Annotated in this window: 22 protein-coding genes and 1 tRNA gene; 13 read left to right on the forward strand and 10 right to left on the reverse strand. The window is 62.5% G+C overall.

The features are described 5' to 3' along the window. Nucleotides 1-60 precede the first annotated feature (60 nt). From dnaG to JQ592_RS20365, 3 genes are all read left to right on the forward strand, one after another. The gene (gene dnaG / locus JQ592_RS20355; protein ID WP_211404572.1) at nt 61-2082 is read left to right on the forward strand and encodes a DNA primase; all 2022 of its coding nucleotides are present in this window, start codon (nt 61-63) and stop codon (nt 2080-2082) included. A gap of 375 nt (nt 2083-2457) precedes the next feature. Next, a complete protein-coding gene (rpoD, locus tag JQ592_RS20360) occupies nt 2458-4614 on the forward strand; it encodes an RNA polymerase sigma factor RpoD (protein ID WP_211404573.1) in 2157 nt (718 codons plus the stop codon). Between the two features lie 177 nt (nt 4615-4791). Further along, entirely contained in the window at nt 4792-6102 is a 1311-nt protein-coding gene (locus JQ592_RS20365; protein WP_211404574.1) for a leucine-rich repeat domain-containing protein, read from the forward strand. A 64-nt stretch (nt 6103-6166) separates the two neighbouring features. On the opposite strand, the gene JQ592_RS20370 is transcribed toward JQ592_RS20365, so the two are convergent. The 3 genes from JQ592_RS20370 to JQ592_RS20380 form a co-directional block, all read right to left on the reverse strand. After that, the gene (locus tag JQ592_RS20370; RefSeq protein ID WP_211404575.1) at nt 6167-6403 is read right to left on the reverse strand and encodes a hypothetical protein; all 237 of its coding nucleotides are present in this window, start codon (nt 6401-6403) and stop codon (nt 6167-6169) included. 531 nt (nt 6404-6934) lie between these two features. Continuing rightward, nucleotides 6935-7276 (reverse strand): hypothetical protein, encoded by a 342-nt coding sequence (locus tag JQ592_RS20375; protein WP_211404576.1) that lies wholly within the window; start codon nt 7274-7276, stop codon nt 6935-6937. Between the two features lie 139 nt (nt 7277-7415). Next, entirely contained in the window at nt 7416-7943 is a 528-nt protein-coding gene (locus tag JQ592_RS20380) for a hypothetical protein (protein WP_211404577.1), read from the reverse strand. A gap of 153 nt (nt 7944-8096) precedes the next feature. Between JQ592_RS20380 and JQ592_RS20385 the strand changes: the two genes are divergently transcribed. The 5 genes from JQ592_RS20385 (at nt 8097) to JQ592_RS20405 (ending at nt 12923) form a co-directional block, all read left to right on the forward strand. Further along, nucleotides 8097-8903 (forward strand): lytic murein transglycosylase, encoded by an 807-nt coding sequence (locus tag JQ592_RS20385; protein WP_211404578.1) that lies wholly within the window; start codon nt 8097-8099, stop codon nt 8901-8903. 340 nt (nt 8904-9243) lie between these two features. Then, the gene (locus JQ592_RS20390) at nt 9244-9618 is read left to right on the forward strand and encodes a response regulator (RefSeq protein ID WP_211404579.1); all 375 of its coding nucleotides are present in this window, start codon (nt 9244-9246) and stop codon (nt 9616-9618) included. A 56-nt stretch (nt 9619-9674) separates the two neighbouring features. Further along, entirely contained in the window at nt 9675-10286 is a 612-nt protein-coding gene (locus tag JQ592_RS20395) for a LysE family translocator (protein ID WP_211404580.1), read from the forward strand. Between the two features lie 767 nt (nt 10287-11053). Next, complete coding sequence (locus JQ592_RS20400) at nt 11054-12265, forward strand: GGDEF domain-containing protein (RefSeq protein WP_211404669.1); 1212 nt, start codon at nt 11054-11056, stop codon at nt 12263-12265. A gap of 34 nt (nt 12266-12299) precedes the next feature. Further along, nucleotides 12300-12923, forward strand: a complete 624-nt coding sequence (locus tag JQ592_RS20405; protein ID WP_211404581.1) for a peptidoglycan recognition protein family protein — start codon at nt 12300-12302, stop codon at nt 12921-12923. Nucleotides 12924-13041: 118 nt separating this feature from the next. On the opposite strand, the gene JQ592_RS20410 is transcribed toward JQ592_RS20405, so the two are convergent. Continuing rightward, nucleotides 13042-13383 carry a hypothetical protein gene (locus JQ592_RS20410; protein WP_211404582.1) on the reverse strand — a complete coding sequence of 114 codons (342 nt, stop codon included), beginning with the start codon at nt 13381-13383 and terminating at the stop codon, nt 13042-13044. On the opposite strand from JQ592_RS20410, the gene JQ592_RS20415 reads away from it, so the two are divergent. After that, nucleotides 13373-13531, forward strand: coding sequence for a hypothetical protein (locus JQ592_RS20415; protein ID WP_211404583.1), 159 nt, complete (start codon nt 13373-13375; stop codon nt 13529-13531). The two genes, JQ592_RS20410 and JQ592_RS20415, sit on opposite strands and share 11 nt — an antisense overlap. A gap of 39 nt (nt 13532-13570) precedes the next feature. Here JQ592_RS20415 and rpoH read toward each other — a convergent pair whose 3' ends face one another. Together rpoH and JQ592_RS20425 are read right to left on the reverse strand one after the other, a co-directional pair. After that, nucleotides 13571-14470, reverse strand: a complete 900-nt coding sequence (gene rpoH / locus JQ592_RS20420) for an RNA polymerase sigma factor RpoH (protein ID WP_018643767.1) — start codon at nt 14468-14470, stop codon at nt 13571-13573. A gap of 217 nt (nt 14471-14687) precedes the next feature. Next, the gene (locus JQ592_RS20425; protein WP_211404584.1) at nt 14688-15695 is read right to left on the reverse strand and encodes an RluA family pseudouridine synthase; all 1008 of its coding nucleotides are present in this window, start codon (nt 15693-15695) and stop codon (nt 14688-14690) included. Here JQ592_RS20425 and JQ592_RS20430 point away from each other — a divergent pair. Continuing rightward, a complete protein-coding gene (locus tag JQ592_RS20430) occupies nt 15694-16038 on the forward strand; it encodes a hypothetical protein (RefSeq protein ID WP_211404585.1) in 345 nt (114 codons plus the stop codon). The two genes, JQ592_RS20425 and JQ592_RS20430, sit on opposite strands and share 2 nt — an antisense overlap. 221 nt (nt 16039-16259) lie before the next feature. Next, a tRNA-Glu gene (locus tag JQ592_RS20435) sits at nt 16260-16334 on the forward strand. 184 nt (nt 16335-16518) lie between these two features. Here the strand turns inward: JQ592_RS20435 and JQ592_RS20440 are convergent. Continuing rightward, entirely contained in the window at nt 16519-17490 is a 972-nt protein-coding gene (locus tag JQ592_RS20440; protein WP_211404586.1) for a hypothetical protein, read from the reverse strand. Between the two features lie 17 nt (nt 17491-17507). Further along, nucleotides 17508-18812, reverse strand: a complete 1305-nt coding sequence (locus tag JQ592_RS20445) for a tyrosine-type recombinase/integrase (protein ID WP_211404587.1) — start codon at nt 18810-18812, stop codon at nt 17508-17510. A gap of 306 nt (nt 18813-19118) precedes the next feature. Between JQ592_RS20445 and JQ592_RS20450 the strand changes: the two genes are divergently transcribed. Then, a complete protein-coding gene (locus tag JQ592_RS20450; RefSeq protein WP_211404588.1) occupies nt 19119-20936 on the forward strand; it encodes a DEAD/DEAH box helicase in 1818 nt (605 codons plus the stop codon). Nucleotides 20937-21073: 137 nt separating this feature from the next. Here the strand turns inward: JQ592_RS20450 and JQ592_RS20455 are convergent, their stop codons facing one another. Both JQ592_RS20455 and JQ592_RS20460 read right to left on the reverse strand, forming a co-directional pair. Beyond that, a complete protein-coding gene (locus tag JQ592_RS20455) occupies nt 21074-21493 on the reverse strand; it encodes a CBS domain-containing protein (RefSeq protein WP_211404589.1) in 420 nt (139 codons plus the stop codon). 182 nt (nt 21494-21675) lie between these two features. Further along, complete coding sequence (locus JQ592_RS20460) at nt 21676-22146, reverse strand: aminoacyl-tRNA deacylase (RefSeq protein WP_211404590.1); 471 nt, start codon at nt 22144-22146, stop codon at nt 21676-21678. A 196-nt stretch (nt 22147-22342) separates the two neighbouring features. Here JQ592_RS20460 and JQ592_RS20465 point away from each other — a divergent pair, with 196 nt between their 5' ends. Next, nucleotides 22343-25126: a UPF0182 family membrane protein gene (locus JQ592_RS20465; RefSeq protein WP_211404591.1), complete on the forward strand. Its 2784-nt coding sequence runs from the start codon at nt 22343-22345 to the stop codon at nt 25124-25126. Nucleotides 25127-25204 lie beyond the last annotated feature (78 nt).

The raw sequence follows: 25204 nt of genomic DNA on the forward strand, positions 1-25204 counted from the left end.
GCCACGCCTATATCCCTGATCCTTCGCCCGACTCACCCCGGTTCGCGCTACACAGATCCCATGCGCTTCACGCCCCAATTCCTCGACGAGCTTCGTGCCCGGCTTTCGGTTTCCGAAGTCGTGGGCAAGCGCGTCAAGCTGAAGAAGGCAGGAAGGGAGTGGAAGGGGCTGTCGCCGTTCCAGCAGGAGAAGACGCCGTCCTTCTACGTCAACGACCAGAAGGGTTTTTACCACGACTTCTCCTCGGGCAAGCACGGCGACATCATCACCTTCGTGATGGAGACCGACGGCCTGCCGTTCGCCGAGGCCGTCGAGCGGCTCGCGAACATGGCGGGCCTGCCGCTGCCGGCGGTGACGCCGGATGCGGCGCGGCAGGAGCAGCGGCGGCGCTCGCTGCATGACGTCATGGATCTCGCCGCGAAATATTTCGCGGAAACGCTGGCCTCGCGCGTCGGCGCGAAAGCGCGCGGCTATCTTGCCGATCGCGCCATCTCGCCGGCGACGCAATTGCAGTTCCGGCTCGGCTACGCCCCGCCCGATCGATTCGCGCTGAAGGAGCATCTCGGCAAGCTCGGAATCTCCGTCGACGACATGGTCGAGACCGGGCTGCTCGTTGCCGGCAACGACATTCCCGTGCCCTATGATCGCTTCCGCGATCGCGTGATGTTTCCGATCACCGATCTGCGCGGCCGCGTCATCGCCTTCGGCGGGCGCGCGCTGGAAAAGGACGTTCCGGCAAAATACCTGAACTCGCCGGAGACGCCGCTCTTCCACAAGGGCGACAATCTCTACAACCACCAGACCGCGCGCAAAGCGACCCATGACGGCGCATCGTTGATCGTGGTCGAAGGCTATGTCGACGTCATCGCCATGGTCACCGCGGGCTTTGCCGGCAGCGTCGCGCCGCTCGGCACCGCGTTGACCGAGAGCCAGCTCGCGCTGCTCTGGAAGATGGCGGACGAGCCGATCCTCTGCTTCGACGGCGACCGCGCCGGACAGAAGGCGGCGTATCGCGCGGCCGATCTCGCGCTGCCCTTCCTCGCGCCCGGAAAGAGTCTTCGTTTCGCGCTGCTGCCGGAAGGGCAGGACCCCGACGATCTCGTGCGCTCCGGTGGGCGCGGCGCGATCGAGGAGGTGATCGCGGCGGCACGTCCGCTCGCCGACATGATCTGGTCGCGCGAGCTCGAAGGCGGCAACTTCGCTACGCCCGAGCGCCGCGCCGCGCTGGAGGCGCGCATCAAGGAGCTCACGAACGGCGTCCGCGACGAGGTGGTGCGGCGCTATTATCGCGACGATTTCGTCGAGCGGCTGCAGCGCACCTTCGCGCCCGAAGGCGGGCGCGGCGGCTTTGGTGGCCGCGGCAATTTCCGCCCCGGTGGCGGCCGGCCATTCCAGCCGCGGGGCGGGGGCGGTGCGAATCGATTCGGGGCCCAGGGATTCGGTGGCGGATTTGGCGGCGGCCGCCGCGGCCCGCCGGGTCCGACCCTGTTGCCCTCCGGCCCCTACCAGGCGGCAAGCCCCCAACTCGCGGCGAGCCCGATCATGAAGGGCCAGCGCAGCGCCATCTCCCGCCGCGAGGCCCTGATCCTGCAATGCCTGATCAACCACCCCTGGCTGCTGCATGAGCATCTGGAGGAGGTCGCGGCCCTGGAGCTGGCCCATCCCGAAGCCCACAAGCTCCGGGCCGGCATCATCGCCGCCTTCGCCAACGACCACCATCATTCTCCGGACCCCGAGCAGCAGGCCGAGAAGATGCGCGCCGACCTCGAGAAGGGTGGATTTACCCCGTTACTTCAAAGGGTTGAGCGTGCCATTACCACCGCGGCGGTCTTCGGGGCGCGCGAGGGCGCGGCGCGGGACGACGTTCTTGCGACCTGGCATCAGCTGGTTGCCTTGCATCGGCAATGGCATTCACTACTTAGAGAGCTGAAGGACGCCGAGCTGGCCTTGGGGGAGGACCCCAGCGAGGCCAATTTGGCATGGCTGCGTGACGTCAAGGCCCGGATGGCCGAAGTCGATGGTACCGAGGCCCTGATCGAGGGTTTTGGCGAGCTGTCGGGTCGGTTCCAGAAGAGCGTGTGATGAAAGAATCATGCGGACGGCCGTGGCCGGAACCGCTAAAAGACTCGCCAAATCCAAGGTTTGGCGGCAAAAACAGGGTTAATCGAGGCTTAACGGTCTTGTAGCACTTTGGCCCAGAGGCGGCCGCAGGCAGAACAGACGCGTCAGGAATGAATCCGCGCATCAGCTGTTGGCACTACACCTGCATCCGCTGCGACAAAGAGGCTCACGAAGCGTTAGGCAATTCCGGCGAGAGAGAGTTGGGGGTGGCGAGAGACAGGCGCGCCGCCCTTTCCGTGTCGAAAGCTGCCGAAGCGAGAGCGTCGAGCAACAGGTTCAAGTGAATTCACGCGGGCGCGGCGATCGTCTCGCATGAAGCGCGTTTAGGAGCAATGGATGGCCACCAAGGCAAAGACGCTGCAGGCGAAGGACAAGGAAAAAGACGACAAGGCAGCGGATGCTCCCGAGAAGGATTCCCAGGACGCGCCGTCTCCCTTGCTCGACCTGTCCGATGCGGCAGTGAAGAAGATGATCAAGCAGGCCAAGAAGCGCGGCTTCGTCACCTTCGATCAGCTCAATGAAGTCTTGCCGTCCGACCAGACCTCGCCCGAACAGATCGAGGACATCATGTCGATGCTCTCGGACATGGGCATCAACGTCACCGAAGCCGACGACAGCGAAGGCGAGGAGGACAAGGACGAGGGCGGCGAGGACGAGACCGACAACGAGCTCGTCGAGGTCACCCAGAAGGCCGTCACCGAGGTCAAGAAGAGCGAGCCGGGCGAGCGCACCGACGATCCCGTGCGCATGTATCTGCGCGAGATGGGCACGGTCGAGCTGCTCTCCCGCGAAGGCGAAATTGCGATCGCGAAGCGCATCGAGGCCGGCCGCGAGGCGATGATCGCAGGGCTCTGCGAAAGCCCGCTGACCTTCCAGGCCATCATCATCTGGCGCGACGAGCTCAACGAAGGCAAGATCTTCCTCCGCGACATCATCGATCTCGAAGCGACCTATGCCGGTCCCGATGCCAAGGGCGGCATGAACACCGCGATGATCGGCGGCCCTGCCGGCGAGAACGGCGAAGCCTCGACCGAGGGCGGTGAGGCCGCAGCCGCGACTGGTGCGGCGCCCGCACATGTCGCCCCGCCCGCAGCTCCGCCGTCGCCGACCCCGTTCCGCGCCGCGCCTGCCGGCAATGGCACCGAGGCCGAGAAGGATCCGGGCGAGGCCGCCGCCGAAGCCGACATGGACGAGGACGACGAGTTCGAGAACCAGATGTCGCTCGCGGCGATCGAGGCCGAGCTGAAGCCGAAGGTCGTCGAGATCTTCGACAAGATCGCCGAGAGCTACAAGAAGCTGCGCAAGCTTCAGGAGCAGGACATCCAGAACCAGCTCGAGAGCACCTCGCACGGGCCCTCGCTGTCGCCGCACCAGGAGCGCAAGTACCGCAAGCTCAAGGACGAGATCATCGTCGAGGTGAAGTCGCTGCGCCTCAACCAGGCGCGTATCGATTCGCTGGTCGAGCAGCTCTACGACATCAACAAGCGCCTCGTCTCGCATGAGGGCCGCCTGATGCGCCTCGCCGACAGCCACGGCGTCGCGCGCGAGGACTTCTTGCGCAACTACACCGGCTCGGAGCTCGATCCGCGCTGGCTCAACCGCGTCTCGAAGCTGTCGGCCAAGGGCTGGAAGAACTTCGTCCACCACGAGAAGGACCGCATCAAGGACCTTCGCCACGAGGTGCATCAGCTCGCGGCCCTGACCGGCCTCGAGATCGTCGAGTTCCGCAAGATCGTGCACTCCGTGCAGAAGGGCGAGCGCGAAGCACGCCAGGCCAAGAAGGAGATGGTGGAAGCCAACCTCCGTCTCGTGATCTCGATCGCCAAGAAGTACACCAACCGCGGTCTGCAGTTCCTCGACCTGATCCAGGAAGGCAACATCGGCCTGATGAAGGCGGTGGACAAGTTCGAGTACCGCCGCGGCTACAAGTTCTCGACCTACGCGACGTGGTGGATCCGGCAGGCGATCACCCGTTCGATCGCCGACCAGGCGCGCACCATCCGCATCCCCGTGCACATGATCGAGACGATCAACAAGATCGTGCGCACCTCGCGCCAGATGCTCAACGAGATCGGCCGCGAGCCGACCCCGGAAGAGCTGGCCGAGAAACTCGGCATGCCCTTGGAGAAGGTCCGCAAGGTTCTCAAGATCGCCAAGGAGCCGCTGTCGCTCGAGACGCCGGTCGGTGACGAAGAGGATTCACATCTCGGCGATTTCATCGAGGACAAGAACGCGATTCTCCCGATCGACGCCGCGATCCAGTCCAACCTGCGCGAGACCACCACGCGCGTGCTCGCCTCGCTCACCCCGCGCGAAGAGCGCGTCCTGCGCATGCGCTTCGGCATCGGCATGAACACCGACCACACGCTGGAAGAAGTCGGCCAGCAGTTCTCGGTGACGCGCGAACGCATCCGCCAGATCGAAGCCAAGGCGCTGCGCAAGCTGAAGCATCCGTCGCGGTCGAGGAAGCTGCGGTCGTTCCTGGATAACTAATTCGGATCGTCATGCTCGGGCCTGACCCGGGCATCCATCCAAACGAAAACGGCGGGCCGAAAGCCCGCCGTTTTTGCTGTGGCAGCCACTATAGATTTTTCCGAATGAATATTCAATTATAGCGAGAATATTAGTGCTGATTCCTGTGTTCATATAAATGGGATACCGAGCCCCGAAATGGTGGATCTCAAGAAGACGCCCGGATACCGCGCCGTTGTGAAACGGATCTCCGAACCCTACGCTCGTGCAAGTTCGTACCTTTTCCTGCGCTATTATTCGACCCTTTTCATACTGCCAGCAGAAATAGGAGAGTTTCGACATCTCAAATTGCTTAGCCTTCGAGCAAGCCCAGTAGCTGACTTGTCGCCGATCGCCCGATTAACTTCTTTGGAAGAACTTGACCTTGGCAGAACACGGGTGACAGATCTTTCTGCGCTGGCGGAAATGACAGCGATGCAAGATGCGGTTATGCGGGGACAGGGGGGGCTTTCCTACGAGGGAACTCCGATTGCGAAGGCCGCGCCGTTCGATCGGCTAGTCGAGCTCAATCAGCCATTTCGAACTGTAGAAACGATTAACGAAGTGCGTCGCCGATGTGGTCTCAAAGAGCATATCCCGACAGGCTATGCAGAGCTCGATAAAGGAAACGAACTGACCGTTCAGCCGCTAAAGGGAGTGCTGGCGCCCTTTGATTTTCATGCAATCGACGGCAGCATCAAATTGGCGTCGAATAGTATTGATTGGCCAATCTTTCCATTTCCGACCAGCGAGCGTGATCACGACAGCCGTCTTGAGACTTCACGAACGCTCGCGGTCGATTTAGCTTCCGAGCTCGAAGATGGGAGATTCAATGCTCGTCCCGACTACGCGGCTAGCCTCAGCAAATATGCTAACCGACTCCCAAAGAAACGTGGCGAAGGAAATATTCTATTGGCCGATGCCGAGGCTCGCAGCATTCGTAGTATGTTTGCTGCAGAAGCAGATATTCTACCTATAGGACTTGCATCGAAGCTCAAGACAATCCTCGAGCAACATATCGGTCTCCGAGTCTACTACCCAGAAATCGAACATTTCTATCGTGATGTTCAAAATGGTCGCATAGAAAGTCCGCTTCCGCTTGATGCGGCTCAAGAGTTCATTCGGGGTGTCGATCAATATACACCCGTTGTATTTGCTCCCGAGGTACAAGAGGCCTTAGGTACCTCCACGAGCCAAAGTCCAGAAGGTGTGCCAGTCCCGACGACGGTTGTATTGAGTCCTGAGGGCGATCAGCCGAGGGCGCCTCCAGATCCTTTAGGAAATCTCAATCCACGAAAAGCGCGCGATTATGCATTTGCCGGCACTGTGAATTCAATCTGGAAGGCTTTTCGCGAAGGGGAAGCCGTCTATCGAGCGGTCGAAGGTTGGAGGAATGCGGGGAAGGCGTTGGAGCCGTACGTACATCAAATTTTGGATTGGTTGAGCAGATACGGTGGGCACGGCAACTGAGAACAGCGGCGGGCTAAGGCCCTCGTTCTTGGTTGTGATGCAGCTCTCCTGACTTTCGCACAGCCTACTTCTTCTTCGCCCCCACCCGGTCGAGACTCTTGATCGCCAGCGGCGGCCGTCCCGACTTCTCCGCGATCTCGCGGTCCTGCTCCATGATGAAGCTGCGGGCGGGTTCGTCGCCGTCGAGGCCGCCGAGCAGATCGGCGGGCACGCGGCGGTTGGAGCGCTGGGAGCCGTCTTCGTAGACGACGTTGAAGAAGGCGAACTCGCCTTTGGGATTGGTTCCGGGTTTCTTGGCCATGGCGGCTTGTCGTCGATCAGGGCGCCGCAGTCAAATGGCTTTCGCGATTGTCCGCATGCAGCCGTGGTCTTGGGGAGGGCTCCGCGCCATCGATCGGTGAAATCTGTCGGGTGGAAATCAGTTTGGATGGAAGCGCCATGCGCTTATCGAAGGTCCGATGCGAACCCTCAATAAACGGCGGGCCGCAAAGCCCGCCGTCTATTTTTGGTCTTCAGCGTTGCCCGGGGCTGGCAGGGCAACAACCTAAAATAGAAGGTTATAGGTTGCGTCATGCCGTGGCAAGCCAAATCGTAAGCGCGTTGGTGTCGCAGCGAGCGCAGCAGATATGCGGTGATCGAAAAGTTAAGTTCCGATGCGCGTCGAAAGCAATTGTTTGGATGACCAAAGTACTTTGTTCATCTTGTTGCTCTCGCAATGCAGCGAGTGTTGCGCGCCTTGTCGGGAGGTGCGCTCGGCTGCATGTCTTCCCGTTTGCGTGCAGACACATGGTTCCCCGCGCGAAAGGCGAGTTCCATCGCTGCGGTGGATATCTCAACGCGCGTGCGGGCGCTGCGCCACTTCCTGAACGGCGAGCCGCGATCCAGCTCCGCCGCTGCGCCCACCGTCATCCTCTTTACGTCCCTGCGCCATGATCGCGCTGCCCATCGCCGCGGAGCCGAAGGTGATGAGGAAGGAGCCGAGCAGCAGAACGAGCGCGATGCCGGGTGTGCGGTCGGCGAAGATCAGCTCGCGCAGATGCCCGGGGTTGAGCCAGAGCAGCCCGCCGACGAGAAGCACCGCTGCGCAGGCGCCGATCGCGAGGTTGATCGCGAGCAGGCGGAACAGCGGCACGCGAAGGAGGCGGGTTGGTCGCGATTGATGATTGTCAGGCATGGCTCATCACCTCCTACACCAGCGCCGACATCATAGAGGCAGTTCTCTCATCCGTCATTCCGGAGCGCGACGACGTTGCGAGCCACGCCGCGCATCATGTCGCTTGCGCCGCGATGTCGAGCGAAAGACGTCGGCCGCTTCAAGCCGCCGGCGCAACCCGGCTGCCGGGCTCGCTTGCCTGCGCCGCCTGCTGGCGCTCCATCATGGTCTGCCACAGCGTGGCGATGCTCACTTGCGTCTGCGGCGCGATCAGGCAGTGGCCCTCATTGTCGAAGCCGCAGAAGCGCACCGAGGCGTCTTTCCTCACCTCGGTCAGTGCCTGGTTGAGCATCTCCAGGCACGTCATGACCTGGCCGATGTCCTGCAGGCGCGCGTGATGCAGGATGTCCATCAGCCGGAACGTCATCACCGCGGGCTGGCCGAAGCTGATGCCGGGACGGCCGAGCTCGAACAGCACGTTCACGGCGGGAAACACGCCGCGGATATGCTCGAGCACGCCGGCCATGTCCTCTACGCTGCAGGCGACGAGATGTGCGGCCTGCGGCGGCGCGGCCGCTTGCGCCTGCGACGCAAGGCCGAGCGAATTGATCACCTCCTGCTCGATCCATTGCCGCACCGGGGCGGGTGCATTGCGGATCTGCTCGGCGGTCAAGGTAATTCCGGTCATTGGCACTTCTCCTGGACGGCTCTTCTCGCCAGTCTAGAAAGCAGGGCGTGAGACACGTTGATGCGGATCAAGCGTGCCGCTTTGACGCTGGCGGCTTTCCCGGGCATGATCGCGCGCTGCTTCGCGACTAGATTTCTTGGGGGATCGCTCGACATGTTGAGATACGCTCTGGCCGCTGCCTGCTTCATTGGTCTGGCCGGCGGCTCGGCGCAGGCCGCGCGCTGCGGCGGCGACTTCAACAGCTTCATCGCCACCATGGGCTCGGAGGCGCAGGCAGCCGGCGTCTCGGGAAACGTGACCAGTGCGGCGTTCAGCGGCATCACGCAGGACGGCGCCGTGCTCGCCTTCGACCGGCGCCAGCGCTACACCTTCAACAAGAGTTTTGAGCAGTATGTCTCGACCCGCGTCGGCCCGGGCCGCATCAATGGCGGCAGGGCGCTGCTGCAGCGTCACGCCGCGCTGCTCTCGCGCATCGAGCAGCAGTTCGGCGTGCCGCGCTATATCCTGGTCGCGATCTGGGGACTGGAGAGCGATTTCGGCAAGGGCGACATCGGCAAGCTGCCGGTGATCCGCACGCTGGCAACCCTCGCGCATGACTGCCGCCGCACCGACCTGTTCCAGGGCGAGCTGCTCGCCGCCCTCAAGATCGTGCAGCGCGGCGACCTGCCGCTGCGCGACCTGATCGGCGCCTACGCCGGCGAGATCGGCCAGACCCAGTTCCTGCCGTCGTCCTACATCAAGTACGGCGTTGATTTCGACGGCGACGGCCATGTCGACTTGCGCCACAGCGTCCCCGACGTGCTTGCCTCGACCGCGAACCTCTTGCACACGAGCGGCTTCAAGATGGGCCAGCCCTACGGCGAAGGCACCGCCAATTTCGAGGCGATGCGCGAGTGGAACAGGGCAGTGGTCTACCGCAAGACCATCGGGTATTTCGCGGACCGGCTGGCGGGGCAGTGAGGGCGTGGGGAGATTGAGCGCGATCTCACCCCATCGTCGTCCTGGCGAAAGCCAGGACCCATTACCCCAGGGAGTCATTGTTACGACGGCTTTCGGCCACCTGCATTGGCTGAGTAACTGCCAGTCTTCGCCAAACTGAGTTCGGTGGTTATGGGTCCTGGCTTTCGCCAGGACGACGGCGGTGGGTGTGGCGGGCCGCGGCGCCGCGAATCGCAGTCACGAAATCCCCGCAAAGTCCCCGGTCATGGAACCGCGGTTTACATTTTTTTGAAATGAGACCGAACCGGACCCGCACTTGGCTTTTAACATACGTTAGGCAATCGATCATTGGGAGCGGCCGATGGGACAGGCACAGCCATTTCGCGCAACTGCGCTGATCGTTGAAGACGACGCCATGCAGCGGGAGATGTTGTCCCTTCTGCTTGAAGAGAGCGGCTACCAGGTCATTCAGTGCGAAAGCGCCGAGGCGGCCGAACGCGTGCTGGAGAAGAACGCCGGTGCGCTATGCCTGATGCTGACCGACGTGCAGCTTGCGGGCCGCATGAACGGCGTCGAGCTTGCGTATGTCGCCAAGGACCGCAATCCGAAGCTCGACGTCGTCGTCACCTCCGGTCGCCCCCTGAAGCAGCCCTTGCCGGACGGCGCGAAATTCTGGGCCAAGCCGTGGGCGCCGCTCGACGTGCTGCGCGAGGCCGAGATCGCGCAAATGTCCTGACGGACGATCGCGCCGGCTGACTTTCCTGCCGCGAGGCGGGGTGATAGCGTTGGCCCATGTCCTGGTCCTTCCTGCTCACCTCGCTGATCGTGGTCGCCTCGCCCGGCACCGGCGTGCTCTACACGCTGGCGGCGGCATTGACGCGCGGCTCGCGCGCCAGCCTCGCTGCCGCCTTCGGCTGCACGCTCGGGATCGTGCCGCACATGTGTGCTGCGATGCTCGGGCTTGCCGCCGTGCTCCACACCAGCGCGCTCGCCTTCGCCGCGCTGAAATGGGGCGGCGTGCTCTATCTGCTCTACATGTCCTGGCAGGCGCTGCGCGAAACCGGGGCGCTGGCGGTCGAGGGCGAGATCCGCGCGCGGTCGAGCGGCCGGGTCGTCGTCACCGGCTTCCTGATCAACATCCTCAATCCAAAACTGTCGATCTTCTTCCTCGCCTTCCTGCCGCAGTTCATCGCGGCAGACGAGGCTCATGTGCTCGCCCGGATGCTCGAGTTGAGCGGGGCCTTCATGGCGATGACCTTCGTGGTGTTCGCCGTTTATGGCCTGTGTGCGGCCTCGGTGCGCGAGCGCGTCATCTCCCGCCCCGCCGTGATGGCTTGGCTGCGCCGCAGCTTCGCCGCAGGCTTTGCCGCACTCGGCGCCAAGCTGGCGTTGGCGGAGAGGTAGGCTTCTCCTTCAGCTCTCCCCGCTGCTTCCTTCACCTCTCCCCGCCTGCGGGGAGAGGTCGGATCGCTCTTGCGATCCGGGTGAGGGGGTACAGGTCTCACGACGGCCGCGGGTGTGGAGAGAAGCCCCTCACCCCACCCTCTCCCCGTAAGAACGGGGAGAGGGAGTGAGAGAGCGGAACTCGTCGCAAAGCAGGCAATAAAAAAGCGGGCCTTGCGCCCGCTACCTTCAAACTCTTCCACCCGACGCCCGGGCGGAGCGAGGCTCCACCCGGGCAAAGAAAAAGAAGCCTCGTTACTTCTTCTTCGCCTTCTTGGCCTTTTTCGCCTTCTTCTTCGCCGCCTTCTTCGCTTTCTTAGCCATAGTATCCTCTTAGGGTTTAATGGTGGAACGCGACACGAGGGATGCTCGGCGGAGGGCCAGCCTCGCAATATCCTCGACCATAAACTCAGCAGATTCGCAGGGCTCTGCCCCGTGCTGTCACATCCGTGTCATCGCGTTATCCACAGCTCAGATGCATTTTCGGGTGATTTTTGCCCGCGAATCCGCATCGAGCGCGTCGCGCGGGAGGACGGCGACATGCCTAACGATCCGACAACGCGGCCGCGCCGTTCATGAATCCAAAACCAAGGGCGCGCTTTGAAGGATCGCAGTGAGACTCCGTTAAGTGCAACCCGCGCATTGTTCCCCGCAAGAAGACGGGGATGGGTCATGGACGCACGGCTGCCAGGAATGGGGGACGCGACGCTGTGCGCGCTGCGCCCGCCATGCTGAACGTACCGACACTCTGGACGGTCTTCGTCGTCAACTTCCTCGCGCTCGGCCTGATCTGGGGCTACGTGACGCGCTCCTATCCGAAATTCGCGGCTGCGCGGTTCTGGATGGCATCGTCCTTCGTCGGCGCGGCCGGCGCGATGACGGCCCTGATCCGCCTGTTCGTCACATCTCCCGTGCCGCTTCTGCTCGGCGCTGCCGGCGTCATGGCGGCGAGCTGCTTCGCCGCCATGGGCATTCAGCGCTTCTATGACCGGCCGGTCTCGTGGCGCATCATGATCGGAACGGAAGGCTTGAGCCTCGCCGGCGTCGTGTTCTTCATGATCGGCTTCGAGCACATGCAGCTGCGCATGCTCAGCTACACGATCGGTCAGGGGCTGCCGCTGGTGCTGTCGCTGCATCTGCTGCTGTCGCCGCCGGAGGGCCGCGTCAGCCCGGGCGCGCGGCTGTCCGGCATCGTCATTCTCAGCATCATCGGGCTACTGCTGGTGCGGACGGTGGGCAACCTGCTCGGCTATGATTTCTCGGCCGTTGCGGGCGGTCAGAACCATGCCGTCATGGTGCTGGGGCTCTTGTTCCTGTCGATGACGCTCAATTTCGGCTTCCTGCTGATGGCGATGGACCGGCTGCGGGGCGAGGTCGCCGACCTTGCGCTGCTCGACGATCTCACTGGCGTTGCCAACCGGCGCCACCTGCTGCAGCGCCTGTCGGAGGAATGCGCTCGTTCGGAGCGCAGCGGCGAGCCGTTCTCGCTGCTGGTGATCGACCTCGACGGCTTCAAGACCATCAACGATACCTACGGCCACGCCGCGGGCGACGATTGCCTGCGGCACTTCACCCTGATGGCGCAGACGCGGTTGCGGCCCGGCGACATGCTCGCCCGCACCGGCGGCGACGAATTCTGCATCGTGCTGCCGTCGTCGTCCCTGCGCGAGGGGGCCGCGATCGCCCGCCGCGTGCTCGAGGTCTGCCGCCAGGATGCTGCCGCCTGCACGGGCAAGGAGATCCCGATCACGATCTCGATCGGCGTCGCCGAGTGGGACCGCGGCATCGGCCAATTCCCGGACCGCCTCATCGCGCATGCCGACCACGCCCTCTATGCCGCCAAGAAGAACGGCAAGAACGATTTTGCGGTCTACGATCCGGCCCCGCCGCTCGCGCCGGAGCCGATCGGGCCGGCCGAGAGCAAGCGCACATTCGCTTAAAGCCTGCTACGATTGGGTCCGTTACTGGATCCGCATGATGATGTCTCGCCTGCTCGCGGCCCTTCTCGCCGCTTTTCTGATCACGCCAGCCGCCGCAACCGACGCCGAGCTCACGAGGATCGCGCGCGCCTCCGGCATGCCCGACATTCCCGGCCTGAAGGTGATCTGGCTCGCGCCGTGGGGCGATGTCCGCAGCGCCCATCCGTGGCGCAACATCATCGTGCACCAGACCGAGGGGCCGGCGGGCTCGGCGCGCGGCGGCGCCGCGGAGCAGGCGAAGAACCCGACGCGCCGCGGCGTCACGGTGTGGGTGGAGACCGACGGCACGGTCTATTGGGCCGTCGCCGAGAACCTGGTGCCGACCCACGGTGACGGCGCCAACCGCAACGACAGCAAGTACATCGACAACAAGCCGACCTATCGCCAGGTCCTGCGCGACAATTCGATCGGCGTCGAGTTCGCCGGCAACTATCCGGATGTCGCGACGGGACCGACAGAGGCGCAGGTCGCGGCGTGGAGGATCCTCGTCAAGGTGCTGCGCGCGCGCTACGACATCCCGCTCGACCGCGTCTATGCGCACAACTGGATCGACTACAAGGACGCGCGCTATTGCGAAGGCTGCTGGCTCGCGACGCTGGCGAGGGTGTGGGGGGAGTAGGTCTCGTCCTTCCGGGGCGCGCCTCTCGGCGCGAACCCGGAATCCATCCTGCGTCAGAGTTGGTGGATGAATGGATTCCGGGCTCGCGCTGCGCGCGCCCCGGAATGACACCGGGTGATCACACCGGCTGCGCCATCCAGCTGAACAGCCGCTGGATCAAGCCAGGCCGCTGCGGCACTTCCGGTGGCCCGTCGGCAGCGAGCACGCGTTTGAAGAAATAGTCCAGGAACACCATGTCGTTCGGCTCGGTGACGGTGAATTTGTCGTCGCCGAAGAACACGCTGTAATCGTAGAAGAACGGTCCGACGAACGGCACTGTCGCGGTCGAGGCATAGTCCTTGGAGATCACGAACTCGGACGGCTCCAGCCCGTGCTCGCGCATCGCCTGCTCGACCTGCGGCAACTTGCGCATGAACTGGGCGGAAAAGCCGCCGACGGTGGATTGCAGGATGATCGACACGGCGCGTGTCCGTTCTCTGGATGTGGCCGACAATCATGTGTCGGGCGACCCGACACAGGCGTTCAAGAAGCCCCGCCGGCATCTCCGCGGAAAACATGCCGCAGCTCACACCTCAACAAAAAAGCCGGCGTTGCCGCCGGCTTTCTGACTTTCGATCCGCCAATCTCTTGTCGCGCAAGCCTCGCGCTTAATGCGCGGCTTCCAGCGCGGCCTGTTCCTGCCTTGCGATCGTGCCCTTGACCGCGGACTGCACCTTCTCGAAGGCGCGGACCTCGATCTGGCGGACGCGCTCGCGCGACACGCCGAACTCGGCGGCAAGGTCTTCCAGCGTCATCGGCTCATCGGCGAGGCGGCGGGCCTCGAAGATGCGGCGTTCGCGCGGGTTGAGCACACCCATGGCGCCGTTCAGCGCGTCACGGCGGTGATCATACTCCTCGTGCTCCGCCATCAGGGCTTCCTGGTTGGGCGTGTTGTCGACCAGCCAGTCCTGCCATTCGCCGGCTTCGCCGTCGTCGCGGATCGGGGCGTTGAGCGACGCGTCGCCACCGAGGCGGCGGTTCATGTCGATCACGTCCTGGTCCGTCACGCCGAGGCGCTTGGCAATGGTCGCGACCTGGTCGGGGCGGAGATCGCCTTCGTCCAGCGCGTTGATCTTGCTCTTCGCCTTGCGCAGGTTGAAGAACAGCTTCTTCTGGTTCGCGGTGGTGCCCATCTTCACGAGCGACCAGGAACGCAGGATGTACTCTTGAATCGACGCCTTGATCCACCACATGGCGTAGGTGGCGAGACGGAACCCCTTCTCGGGTTCGAAACGCTTCACCGCCTGCATCAGGCCGACATTGCCTTCCGAGACGACCTCGGAGATCGGCAGGCCGTAGCCGCGATAGCCCATAGCAATCTTGGCCACGAGGCGGAGGTGACTGGTGACGAGTTGGTGCGCCGCGTCGCGATCGTCATGCTCGCGCCAACGCTTGGCGAGCATGTATTCCTGCTGGGGTTCCAGCATCGGGAACTTGCGGATCTCGGCGAGGTAGCGAGATAAGCCGGATTCTCCATTGAGGACCGGCAAAGCAGCGGTACGGGCCATAGTGCGCCCTCCAAAGGTTCAGGCCCCCGATAGCGGCGGGCCAGGCAGACGACCGCTGTGTCAAAGCCGGCCGGGCTGCGATGTTCCGCGCTGGTCATTTCCAACGCAGGCGCAATATACCCCATCGGGGGTCGAAAAGGGAAGGATTGCTGACGTCACGTCCCCGTGTGGCAGCTATAACTTTTTGTAATGTAACGGATTTCCTAAACGGCCTGCGTCATAGCGCCGCTTTGAGGGCGTCCTCCAGGAGAAGCAAATCCTCCGGCAGAGGCGCCTCCCAGTGGAGTAATTCTCCCGTCCTCGGGTGCTCCAATACCAGCAGATAGGCATGCAGGGCTTGCCGGCCGAGCGCGGCTAGCGCCCCCTGCGATTCCGGCCCGAGCTGGTTCGCCTTGGTCTTGAAATGCGGACCGTAGACCGCATCGCCCATCAGGGGGTGGCCGATATGGGCGAGGTGAACGCGGATCTGATGGGTGCGGCCGGTCTCGAGCTCGCAGCCGAGCAGGGCGGCCACCGGCTTGCCGTCTCGGCCGGCAAAGCTCTCCAGGATCTCCCAATGCGTCACCGCCTCGCGGCCGCCCTGGCGCACCGCCATCTTCTCGCGGGCATGCGGATGACGGTCGATCGGCGCATCGACGGTGCCGCGGTGCCGGTTCGGCACCCCCCAGGCGAAGGCCATGTAGCCGCGCCGCATCTCGCCGGTGCGGCCGTGATCGGCGAATTGTGCGGACAGCGAGGCGTGGGCGAGGTCGTTCTTGGCGACCACCATCAGCCCTGTGGTGTCCTTGTCCAGCCGGTGCACGATGCCGGGCCGGCGCACCCCGCCGATGCCCGACAGCGAAGCGCCGCAATGGGCGATCAGCGCGTTGACCAGCGTGCCGGTCTCGTGGCCGGCCGCGGGGTGGACGACCAGCCCCTTGGGCTTGTTGATGACGATGATGTCGTCGTCCTCGAACACGATATCGAGGGCGATCTCCTCGCCCTTCGGCTCGGCGGGCGCCGCCTCTGGCACGTCGATTATGATCGTATCGCCGGAGACGACGTGATAAGCGGGGTCGCGGATAGCGGAAGCCTTCAGGCTCACCGCGCCCGCCAAAATCAGGGCTTTCAGCCGCGATCGCGACAGGTCGGTGAGGTGCGCCGCCAGCACGCGGTCGAGCCGGGGCGAGCCCTCGTCGCCGGCGACGACAACTTCCAACCTTTGCGCAGAGCCAAAACTTTCCATGACGACGTCTGATACCGCTGTTCCCGAACCGACCCCCGAGCAGGCCGCGCTGTTCGCGCGGGTGCGGCGGATGATGCTGATCGCGGGGTTGACCACGGCGCTGGCGATCTGCGCCGTTCTGATCGCGGTGGGCTACCGCCTTTTCAAGTCGGAGGGAAGGGCGGTCGAAGCGGCCGGCGACGTCACCGCCACCCTGCCCAAGGGCGCCAAAATCGTCGCGACCGGGGTCGCCGGCGACCGCCTCGTGGTCACACTCGATGTGGGCGGGGTCACCGAGATCCGTACTTTTGATGCCCACACGTTGAGGCCGGCCGGGAAGCTGAAATTCGCCAATGAGCCGTGAGAGGGCCCGGAACACCCCTCCATCGTCGTCCTGGCGAAAGCCAGGACCCATAATCACCGAGTCCGGTTGCGTGAACGAGATCGTGGCTCCGAGGTGCCTTAACCATCACCATTTGGGATAATGGGTCCTGGCTTTCGCCAGGACGACGTCGGTGAGGCCATCTGAAACCCCCAATCACACCTTGCCGCCGGCAAAATTCGCGGCTATGTCGTACGCCTCACGCTCCCTTCGTCTAGCGGTTAGGACGCGGCCCTCTCAAGGCTGAAACAGGGGTTCGATTCCCCTAGGGAGCGCCAGCGATTTCAATAACTTGACGATAATTTCCGACCTCGTGCTCATCTCATCTCCAACTTTTCTCCAACGGCCCGGCGGTGGAGTGAAGCTTGTGTGGTCAGCCCGGTACAGGCGGTGAAAGAACGGTAGCCGTTCTCGGCGCCGCCGATGCCTTCATGCGCTCTCAAATTCGCGGAGGCGGAAATCCTATCTCACCAATTTATTTTGGTGAGACTCCGGCCAATCTGCCCTTTTGCTCTTCCTGAAGCCCAGGAAGAGCTTGTTGAACTGTTTGTCCTTGCGCCAGCGAGCAATGGTGGCCCGCGAAATCGGCGCCTCCGGGTCAACGAAACTCAGGAGATCGTTGATGCTCGGAATTTCGTCTGAGGATGCATGTTGGGCGGCTGTGAACGCGAGACTCGCCTTTGTTTCGTAGGATTGCGCTTCTTGATGCAGGTCACCTTTGAGAGCACCGAGCTGATGCCTGATCAGGAGGATCAAGGAGGCCGGCAGTCGAACCGCATCACCACTCCATTCGATGCCTTCGATCATGGCCGAAATCAAGAAATCGACCATAGTTTTTGAGATTGCGTCACGTCTCCGTTGAGCTGAGCCCGGCCCAGCAATCTTATCTCGCGAAACGATCCGATCCATTAGAACCAGAGATAGGGCGTCGATACCTGGTTCAAACCCGTCCATTGCGCCTGCCACCAAAAGCGGGTCGATCTTGTATTTTTCGCATTTTTCTTGGATAGCAAAGAGCGGGTCGATTCCACCCGACATCCCGACCTGAATATCAAGGTCGGGAAATTTCTTTCTGACCTTCAAATACTTCGCGATGGTCGGTTGTTTTCGAAATTCAACCACTGTTTGCGAAAATTCGAGGAGACGACCTTCGTCCCAGCCCATTTCCTTTCTTACCGCTTCTATCTCATCGATCAGCTCTCTGCGCTGTCGATAAAATGCTTCCTTGACCTCCGGCGACGGGAAGGCCTCGTCAGGCGGATCAGTCGTTAGATCCTTGGTAAGGTACTTCTCGAAAACAGCTGTGTGCAATCGCGGCTTTGCCCGCCAGTCGTTGAGCTCTTTCCGGCCTAACTCGTTCCAGGCGTCAAGAGGCTCGTCGGCCTTATTGGTCGGTGGGGTGCCCTTCGACGTCTTTGGTCGGTTGCTGTCCACGAGTGTATCGCCTGATCTTAGGCTCGTCCTTCCGATGAACGCCGTCGGAGCGGAATTACGACTTCGTTTGTTGCAAGGCCAAGCACGGGAAAATTCGCCCGGATGGTCTGTGCAACGTAACTGGGTGCCAGGTGAGCATAGTGTTTTTCGGTCATCCGCGTGTCGGCATGGCCGAGCTGGCTGGCGATGACGCCCATCGGCACGCCTTTCATGGCGAGGTGCGATCCGTGGGTATGCCGCAGGATGTGGAAGGTAACCGCAGGAGCAATGCCGGCCCGCTTGCTAGCCTCCTCAAGGGGACGTTTCTGATGCGAGGTCCCCCAGGCATCCCCATCGGCGCGCCGGAACACCAAATCGGATGACGGCCGGTCGGCTGTCCAGCCTTCAAAGGCGTCTTGGGCCTCCTCCGTCAGCACCACATGGCGCACCTTGCCCTTGCTCAAACGGATCGCCAGCGTGCCGCTGTCCGCGTTGAAATCCCCGCACTTCAGCCGGGTCAACTCCGCGTAGCGGCAGCCGGTCAGGAGCGCTGCCTGAACGAGCTTCCGAAAATCCTCGGCGCAGGCTTGGACCAGCCGCCGCGCCTCGGCCACGCTGAGGTAGCGCACGACGGCCTCGTCGACCCGCTTGAACGGCTTGACCTTGCGCCAGGCGGCGTCGGAGGCGACGCGGTCGGCGTGAAAGGCGCGGTTGAGCACCGCCTTCAGCACGGTCAAGATGCGATTGGCGGTCGCCTTGCGGGCGCGTCGGGCATCCTCGTCATCCGGCGTTGGACGGGTGGCTTGTTCGGCGGCCGTGCGCTTGGTTCGGACGCGCTTGGGCTCCGTTGCGAGCTTGTTGCGCCACCGGTTCAGCCGGTCGGTGGTGAGCTTTTCGACCTGCACGGCGCCGAGCTCCGGCCGGATCCAGGCGTCCAACACATACTCAGCGCCTTTTACGGCCGCCGGCTTTTTCTCTGCTCGGATCTCGGTGAGGTAGTCCGCGACCGCATCGGCGACCGTGTAGGAGCCCTTGCGCACGCCGCCCGCGGCCATGAGTCGCTGCCGCTCACCCCATTGCCGTGCCTGCTCCTGCGCCTGCCAGTAGTCGAACACCTGGACGCCATCGGCCTCGACTGTATCATCGGCCATCCCGATCGCCTTGGTCTCGTAGTTGCGCTCGCCGCGATAGAGACGCGCGATCCAGGAGCCCGCGATCGCGCCGCGGTAATAGCCGAGCCTCAGTCCCTTCGCGATTTTCGCGAAGTACGGCGCGCGGCGAATGCGCAGCTTGGCGCGCGCGGTCCGCGTCTCGAGGGAGGAATTGCGGGCTGAGCGCGCCATGGAATCTCGTCCTGCTTCTCCAACTTTTCTCCAACAAACGGTGGAGAATTGAGATGGAGTGTAGCAGACGTCAGCGAACTAAGCAATTGATTCAATTGAGTTTATAGACGTTCGCGGGCGTTCGCCGGGGCCCGAGTTTCTGCTCTCTCAAGGCTGAAACAGGGGTTCGATTCCCCTAGGGAGCGCCAGACAAATCCTAAGCCATTGAAAAGCTGCACACTCTAGGCAACCATGTGAGCCTGGAGAGACCGCTCTGCTACACACGTAGCCCACAAGGTGGTCCGCAATGGCGCTCGCGGTCGCAACATGGCCATCCTGATCCCCAGTCTCGGCTTCGCACGCTTCGACAGTCGTGGGGAGCTACGACTGGCGGAACGACTCAAGGACTTCCTCGAAGAGAACGCTGTCGTTTGGCACAATCTCCCTGTCGGCCCTCACAACCGGCATCCGGATTTTATCATCGTTCACCCCGCGAACGGCCTGCTCGTGCTCGAGGTGAAAGACTGGCGCCTGGAGACGATTGTTTCGGCCGACAAGACAAAGGTCGAGTTGCTGACCAATCGCGGTGTCGTACGGGAGAGCAATCCCCTCGAGCAGGCTCGCAGGTACACGCTCGAGGTCGTGCGCACGCTGGAGCGCGATGGACAATTGTTGTTTCCGCCTGGTCATCGCTTTGTCGGCCGATCCATTGTTCCGTTCGGCTTCGGGGCCGTATTCACGAACATCACGCGCAAGCAGTTCGATCAGACCAATCTCAAGGAGGTGCTGGCCGGGCATCTGTGTCTTTTCAAGGATGAAATGACGGAGACAGCGGATCCCGAAGAATTCCGGACCAGATTGTGGAACATGGTTCACCCGCGTCCCGAAGAGCCGCTGTCCATGCCGCAATTCGACCGCCTGCGGGCGCTGCTCTTTCCGGAAATCCGCATACGACAGATTGCGCTGCCTCTGGACGAAGCGCCTGCGGCCGATCCTTCGGACCGGACGCTTGCGGTCATGGACCTGCATCAGGAGCAGTTCGCGCGCAGTCTGGGAGAGGGGCATCGAATTATTCGCGGCGTCGCCGGATCGGGCAAGACCCTGATCCTTGCCTTTCGAGCCGAGTATCTGGCGCGTGCGGCGGCAAAGCCGGTGCTCATCCTGTGTTACGCCAATGGCATCGCCGGGCGGCTTGAGGATGCCATGCAAAGCAGGGGCGTGGAGAACCGCGTTCAGGTCCTCACCTTTCATTCCTGGTGTTACCGGATGCTGCGGACTTATGGGGTCCCCGCCCCATCCGAGCGGGAGTATCCGGACTACGCAAAGCGACTGGCTGCGAGCGTTTCAGAGGTCATGAAGGCGGTAGATCAAGGCCATATCCCGACGGAGCAGTACGACGCTGTCCTGATCGACGAGGCACACGACTTCGAGCCGCAATGGCTCGCGCTCGCGGCCAAGATGGTGAACCCGCGCACGAAGGCGCTGATGGTCGTCTACGACGACATCCAGGCCATCTACAAGGGGCGTGAACGCCCGGTATGGAGCCAGCTCGGAATTGAGGCCAAGGGCAGAACGAGCGTATTGAAAGTCAACTACCGCAACACTGCGCAAATCGTTGCTTTCGCGAAACGCTTCGCTGCAGACGTCATTGGCGCTCCGGGCATCACGGCCGACGATGAGCACGCCATCCTGTTGCCCGAAGATGCGGGCCGGCAGGGCGTGGAGCCGGCCGTGCGGCGATGCGTGAGCATCGACGCAGAGGCTCACTGCGTCGCCGAGTGGTTTCTCGATAGGAAAAAGGCCGGGTACGAGTGGTCGCAGATGGCGTGTCTCTACCCCGAGCACTGGATCGGCGGGCGGGTCGAGCAAATACTCGCCAGGCATGACGTGCCGATCGATATGGCCAAGGACAATCGCAACAGAGTTTCGATCAAGCGGGTGGCCGTGCGGTTCTTGAGCATGCACACCGCGAAAGGGCTGGAGTTTCCCTGCGTCGCTATTGCCGGCTTGGGCTTGCTCGGCCGCCACGGCGAGACCGTCGAGGAGTGTGTCCGGCTGACCTATGTTGGGATTACCCGGGCGACTCACGAGGCGCTCCTGACGTACTCGAGTGAGTCGGAATTGGTGCAACGTTTGATCGCGTAGGCGCAAAATGACCCACCTCGCGCCGTCGCTTCCGCGCCGCGCGATGGGGCATGACGAGCGCATGGCTCGGGCTCCCTCAATGCCTGTTCGAGCGGCGATCGCGACAGGAGCCCTGGCCGTAAGTCCTGGCCGCAAGTTCAGTGATGCGCCGAAATGCTCCGGACGGTCTCGGTGAGCATATCACCCGACGTGGAATGGCTGACGTCACCCAGGCTGATGATGCCGACCATCCGCTTGCTCTTGTTGATCACCGGCAGCCTGCGGACCTGCAGCTTCTCCATATGATGCATCGCCTTGGCGAGGTCATCGTCCTCGCGGCAGCAATGGATGCCCTCGGTCATCACGTCGCGCGCCTTCGCGCGGCCGGCATCGAAGCTGTGGCTCGCGAGCCCTTTGCAGACGATATCGCGGTCGGTCACCATTCCGACCAGCTTGTCGTCCTCGCCAATCGGAATGCAGCCGATGTCATGCGCCCGCATCAGTTTGGCAAGCTCGGTAATTGGGGTGTCGGGGCTGACCCAGTCGACACCCTTGTGCATCACGTCTTTGACTTTCATGGCGAGCCTCCGTTGGTGGGTTTCAATTGCGTTGATGCAACGCAGCGACGCCCCCCATGTTGCGAACCAGACCAGACAAATGCAGACGCTCTCGCCGCCACCCTGCTGAACAGTATGACGGCAACCTCGCGGCCAGAGTTCCCGCCCAGGATCGCAAGGGCGATGGGCGGTGTACAAGATCCTCAGTCATGCGCGCTGAAGCGCCCGTGCGGTGCATTGGCCGTCAGGCGCGCAAACTGCGCGTGACCCATATGAAGCAGCGTCTCATGATCGCCGGCTTCCATATAGATGTCCGGCTGCGCCTCGATGCTGTCGTCGACGATGATGTCCAATCCGTAGCATTTGCCGACGGCAGGAACTGCGCCGTGTGCACAGTCGCTGAACAGCCGATTGATCTCGGTTTCATCGGCCATGTGGACATTGTCGCCGAGGCTTGTCCTCAGGTCCGACAGGCGGAGGTGATGCGATGCGGGCAAGATGGCCAGCATGTATCCGCCGTTGCGCCGCAGCACGATGCCCTTGGCGAGGCGGTCGCCCGAGATATGGCATGCCTCGGCGGTTCGAGCGGACGTCATGCTGAGTTCGTGCGGGATCACCTCGTACTGGATGTTCTCAGCGGCTAGGTATTTCTGGAGCGTGGGAGCAATGGCCATGACATCACCTCCGGAGCAAAATGCAAACCATCCATCGTGAGGTCTTCCCTGCAGACCATCGGCATAGGACAGATGGCTACCTGATTATAGACCCGGGATCGTCGGGATACGAGTGCTGTCGGCGGTAGAGTAGGCGAGCGCCGCCCGACCGCGAAATCGAGGGGCGGGCGTCCCTCATTTCCGCTATGATCAAACCATGACGATCGGGATTACCGGACCCGAACGGAAGGTACCAAGGCAGAATGCCGTGGTCGGGCTCATTGTTGCGGCCACTGTCATTGGGATTTGCCTGATCCCGCTCTGGCTCGCGAGCGACTTCCTGGTCGACTGGCTGTGGTTTTCCTCGATCGGCTATCTGCAGGTTTTTTGGACGACAATCGGCGCCAAAGCCGTCGTCTTTCTTGCGGTCTGGACGGGAACCGCCGTCATCCTTTGTTTGAACGGATGGCTCGCACTGCGCTTTGCCCGGCGGCGGTCGACACAGCTAGTCGTCGCTTCGGTGTGGGGCGCTGCGGGCAACGCGCCGCCGGATCCGCTTGCCCTTGTGCGCGACCGGTTGCCGTGGCCCCGGTTGATCGCAGGGGGCGCAGCTTTGCTGGCTCTGCTTGTCGCATCGGCCGAAGTCGGCAATTGGGGCGTCTTCCTGCGGTTTGTCTATCAGCTGCCATACGGTGCAGACGATCCGCTCTACAACAAGGACATCGGGTTCTATCTCTTTTCACTGCCCGCCTATGTCCTCATCAAGAACTGGATGATGCTCGCGCTCGTTCTGAGCGCGCTTTTCGCCGCAGCGATCTACTGGGTGCACGGCGATATCGAATACGACATTCATCGCCGATCAATGTCGCCGACGGTGATTGCCCACGGCTCGGCGCTGCTCGGTCTGCTCTTTGCGGTGAAGGCCTGGTCCTATTTTCTCGATCGCTATCTGCTGCTCTACGGCGATAACGGCGTGGTCGTCGGTGCAAGTTACACCGATGTCCAAGTGGGGCTGCCGGCCTTGTGGCTGATGATCGGACTTTCGATCATCGCGGCTCTCGCCGCGTGGGCAAACCTGCAGGTGCGCACCTACCGGCTTCCTGCCGCCGCGTTCCTGCTTGTCGTGATCGGGTCTTTCGTGCTGTCCGGCGTGGTTCCCGTGTTGTTCCGGCAGTTCTTCGTCAAGCCAAGCGAATTGGAGCTGGAAAGGCCCTATATCGAACGCAACATCGCGCTCACCCGGCAGGCATACAATCTCGATCGGATCGCAGCCAAGCCGTTTGCTGCCGAACAGAAGCTTAGCTTCAAGACGCTCGACGCCAACAAGGCGACAATCGACAATATCAGGCTGTGGGACTGGCAGCCCTTGTCGGACACCTACGCGCAACTCCAGGAGATCCGCACCTACTACAAATTCCACCACCTTGACGTTGATCGCTATTGGCTCGATGGCGCCTACCAAAGCGTCATGATCTCGGCCCGCGAACTGGGGGCCTCCCTGCTGCCGCCGAATGCCCAGACATGGGTCAACCGCCACGTGCTGTTCACTCACGGCAATGGCGCGGTGATGAGCCCGGTCACGCGCAAGAGCACCGAGGGACTGCCGCTACTCTATTTGCGGGATATCCCTCCGGTTGCGGATGGGGGCCCGAAGATCCACGAGCCGCGCATCTACTACGGCGAACGAAGCGACGACTACGTCATCGTCAAGGGGAGCACGCCGGAGTTCGACTATCCGAAGGGAAAGGACAATGTTTACGCGGCCTATGACGGTACCGGCGGCGTTCCGATAGGAGCGATGGTGTGGAGAGGCCTGTTCGCTTACTACTTCAACGACCCGAACCTGGTGCTCTCGAGCTACGTCACGGCCGACAGCCGGATCATGATCCGCCGCAATATCGGGGAAAGGGTGCAAACGATCGCTCCGTTCCTCAGGCTCGATCACGATCCATATCTGGTCATCAGCAACGGGCGGATGTTCTGGATGCAGGACGCCTACACGGTGAGTTCCTACTTCCCCTCCGCGCAGCCGGCGCAAGACCAGGATCTCAACTACATCCGCAATTCGGTGAAGGTCACCGTCGATGCCTATAACGGAACCGTCGACTTCTATCTGATGGACACCGGCGATCCCATCGCCGCGACCTGGCGGCGGATCTTTCCGGACTTGTTCAAGCCATTCTCGGTCATGCCGGCCGATCTGCAGAGGCACATTCGCTATCCGGAGGACCTGTTCCTGATTCAGGCGCAGCTCTATCAGAGCTATCACATGGAGGCCGCCGACGTTTTCTATAACCGCGAGGATCTCTGGCAGTTTCCGCGCCAGCCGGGCGGCGGCGGCGTTGCAACGATGGCCCCATATTACATCATCATGCGGCTGCCCGGTGAGCCGCAGGCCGAGTTCTTCCTCATGCTTCCCATGGTGCCCAGCCGCCGCGACAACATGATCGCGTGGCTGGCCGCACGCTGCGACGAGCCCGGCTACGGCAAGCTGATTGTCTACGAGTTTCCCAAGGAGAAGCTCGTCTACGGGCCGTTCCAGATCGAGGCGCGGATCAATCAGAGCACCGAGATATCGCAACAGATCACGCTCTGGAATCAGATGGGCTCGCGGGTGATTCGCGGTGCGAACCTGCTTGTGATCCCGATTGAGAACTCGATCCTCTATGTCACGCCACTCTATTTGCGAGCGGAGCACGGACACCTGCCGGAGCTGAAACGCGTGATCGCAGCCTACGGTGAACACGTGGTGATGAAGGAGACGCTCGACGAAGCCTTGTCAGCCCTGTTCACCGAGCCTGGCGCGGTACAACCGGTCTCGAGCACGAAGGAGGAAATGCCTGTCACACGCCCGTCGGAGAGTCAGGCACGGGAGGCGCTCGATCGTTACAATCAGGCGGTGGAGCGATTGAAATCCGGCGACTGGAAGGGTTTTGGCACGCAGTTCGACGCAATGCGAGAGCTTTTGGAGGAGATGAACCGGCGCTCCACCGGCCGTTAGCGCGCCGGCTCCTCGAGCCTGGCGCGGCCTCCGATCCGCACGAAACACGACGTCACGATTGCGCAGGCGCTTCTGCAT

The sequence above is a fragment of the Bradyrhizobium iriomotense genome (assembly GCF_018129405.1).
In the GTDB taxonomy this organism is placed as follows: Bacteria; Pseudomonadota; Alphaproteobacteria; order Rhizobiales; family Xanthobacteraceae; genus Bradyrhizobium; species Bradyrhizobium iriomotense_B.

What these genes read in the sequence shown, in the direction of transcription:
- JQ592_RS20365 (WP_211404574.1), top strand. Translation starts at nt 4,792, where the DNA reads ATGGTGGATCTCAAGAAGACGCCCGGATACCGCGCCGTTGTGAAACGG.
- JQ592_RS20370 (WP_211404575.1), bottom strand. Translation starts at nt 6,403, where the DNA reads ATGGCCAAGAAACCCGGAACCAATCCCAAAGGCGAGTTCGCCTTCTTC.
- JQ592_RS20395 (WP_211404580.1), top strand. Translation starts at nt 9,675, where the DNA reads ATGTCCTGGTCCTTCCTGCTCACCTCGCTGATCGTGGTCGCCTCGCCC.
- JQ592_RS20390 (WP_211404579.1), top strand. Translation starts at nt 9,244, where the DNA reads ATGGGACAGGCACAGCCATTTCGCGCAACTGCGCTGATCGTTGAAGAC.
- rpoD (WP_211404573.1), top strand. Translation starts at nt 2,458, where the DNA reads ATGGCCACCAAGGCAAAGACGCTGCAGGCGAAGGACAAGGAAAAAGAC.
- JQ592_RS20380 (WP_211404577.1), bottom strand. Translation starts at nt 7,943, where the DNA reads ATGACCGGAATTACCTTGACCGCCGAGCAGATCCGCAATGCACCCGCC.
- JQ592_RS20445 (WP_211404587.1), bottom strand. Translation starts at nt 18,812, where the DNA reads ATGGCGCGCTCAGCCCGCAATTCCTCCCTCGAGACGCGGACCGCGCGC.
- JQ592_RS20375 (WP_211404576.1), bottom strand. Translation starts at nt 7,276, where the DNA reads ATGCCTGACAATCATCAATCGCGACCAACCCGCCTCCTTCGCGTGCCG.
- JQ592_RS20430 (WP_211404585.1), top strand. Translation starts at nt 15,694, where the DNA reads ATGACGACGTCTGATACCGCTGTTCCCGAACCGACCCCCGAGCAGGCC.
- JQ592_RS20460 (WP_211404590.1), bottom strand. Translation starts at nt 22,146, where the DNA reads ATGGCCATTGCTCCCACGCTCCAGAAATACCTAGCCGCTGAGAACATC.
- JQ592_RS20450 (WP_211404588.1), top strand. Translation starts at nt 19,119, where the DNA reads ATGGCCATCCTGATCCCCAGTCTCGGCTTCGCACGCTTCGACAGTCGT.
- JQ592_RS20455 (WP_211404589.1), bottom strand. Translation starts at nt 21,493, where the DNA reads ATGAAAGTCAAAGACGTGATGCACAAGGGTGTCGACTGGGTCAGCCCC.
- dnaG (WP_211404572.1), top strand. Translation starts at nt 61, where the DNA reads ATGCGCTTCACGCCCCAATTCCTCGACGAGCTTCGTGCCCGGCTTTCG.
- rpoH (WP_018643767.1), bottom strand. Translation starts at nt 14,470, where the DNA reads ATGGCCCGTACCGCTGCTTTGCCGGTCCTCAATGGAGAATCCGGCTTA.
- JQ592_RS20425 (WP_211404584.1), bottom strand. Translation starts at nt 15,695, where the DNA reads ATGGAAAGTTTTGGCTCTGCGCAAAGGTTGGAAGTTGTCGTCGCCGGC.
- JQ592_RS20465 (WP_211404591.1), top strand. Translation starts at nt 22,343, where the DNA reads ATGACGATCGGGATTACCGGACCCGAACGGAAGGTACCAAGGCAGAAT.
- JQ592_RS20415 (WP_211404583.1), top strand. Translation starts at nt 13,373, where the DNA reads ATGATCGACACGGCGCGTGTCCGTTCTCTGGATGTGGCCGACAATCAT.
- JQ592_RS20405 (WP_211404581.1), top strand. Translation starts at nt 12,300, where the DNA reads ATGATGATGTCTCGCCTGCTCGCGGCCCTTCTCGCCGCTTTTCTGATC.
- JQ592_RS20385 (WP_211404578.1), top strand. Translation starts at nt 8,097, where the DNA reads ATGTTGAGATACGCTCTGGCCGCTGCCTGCTTCATTGGTCTGGCCGGC.
- JQ592_RS20400 (WP_211404669.1), top strand. Translation starts at nt 11,054, where the DNA reads ATGCTGAACGTACCGACACTCTGGACGGTCTTCGTCGTCAACTTCCTC.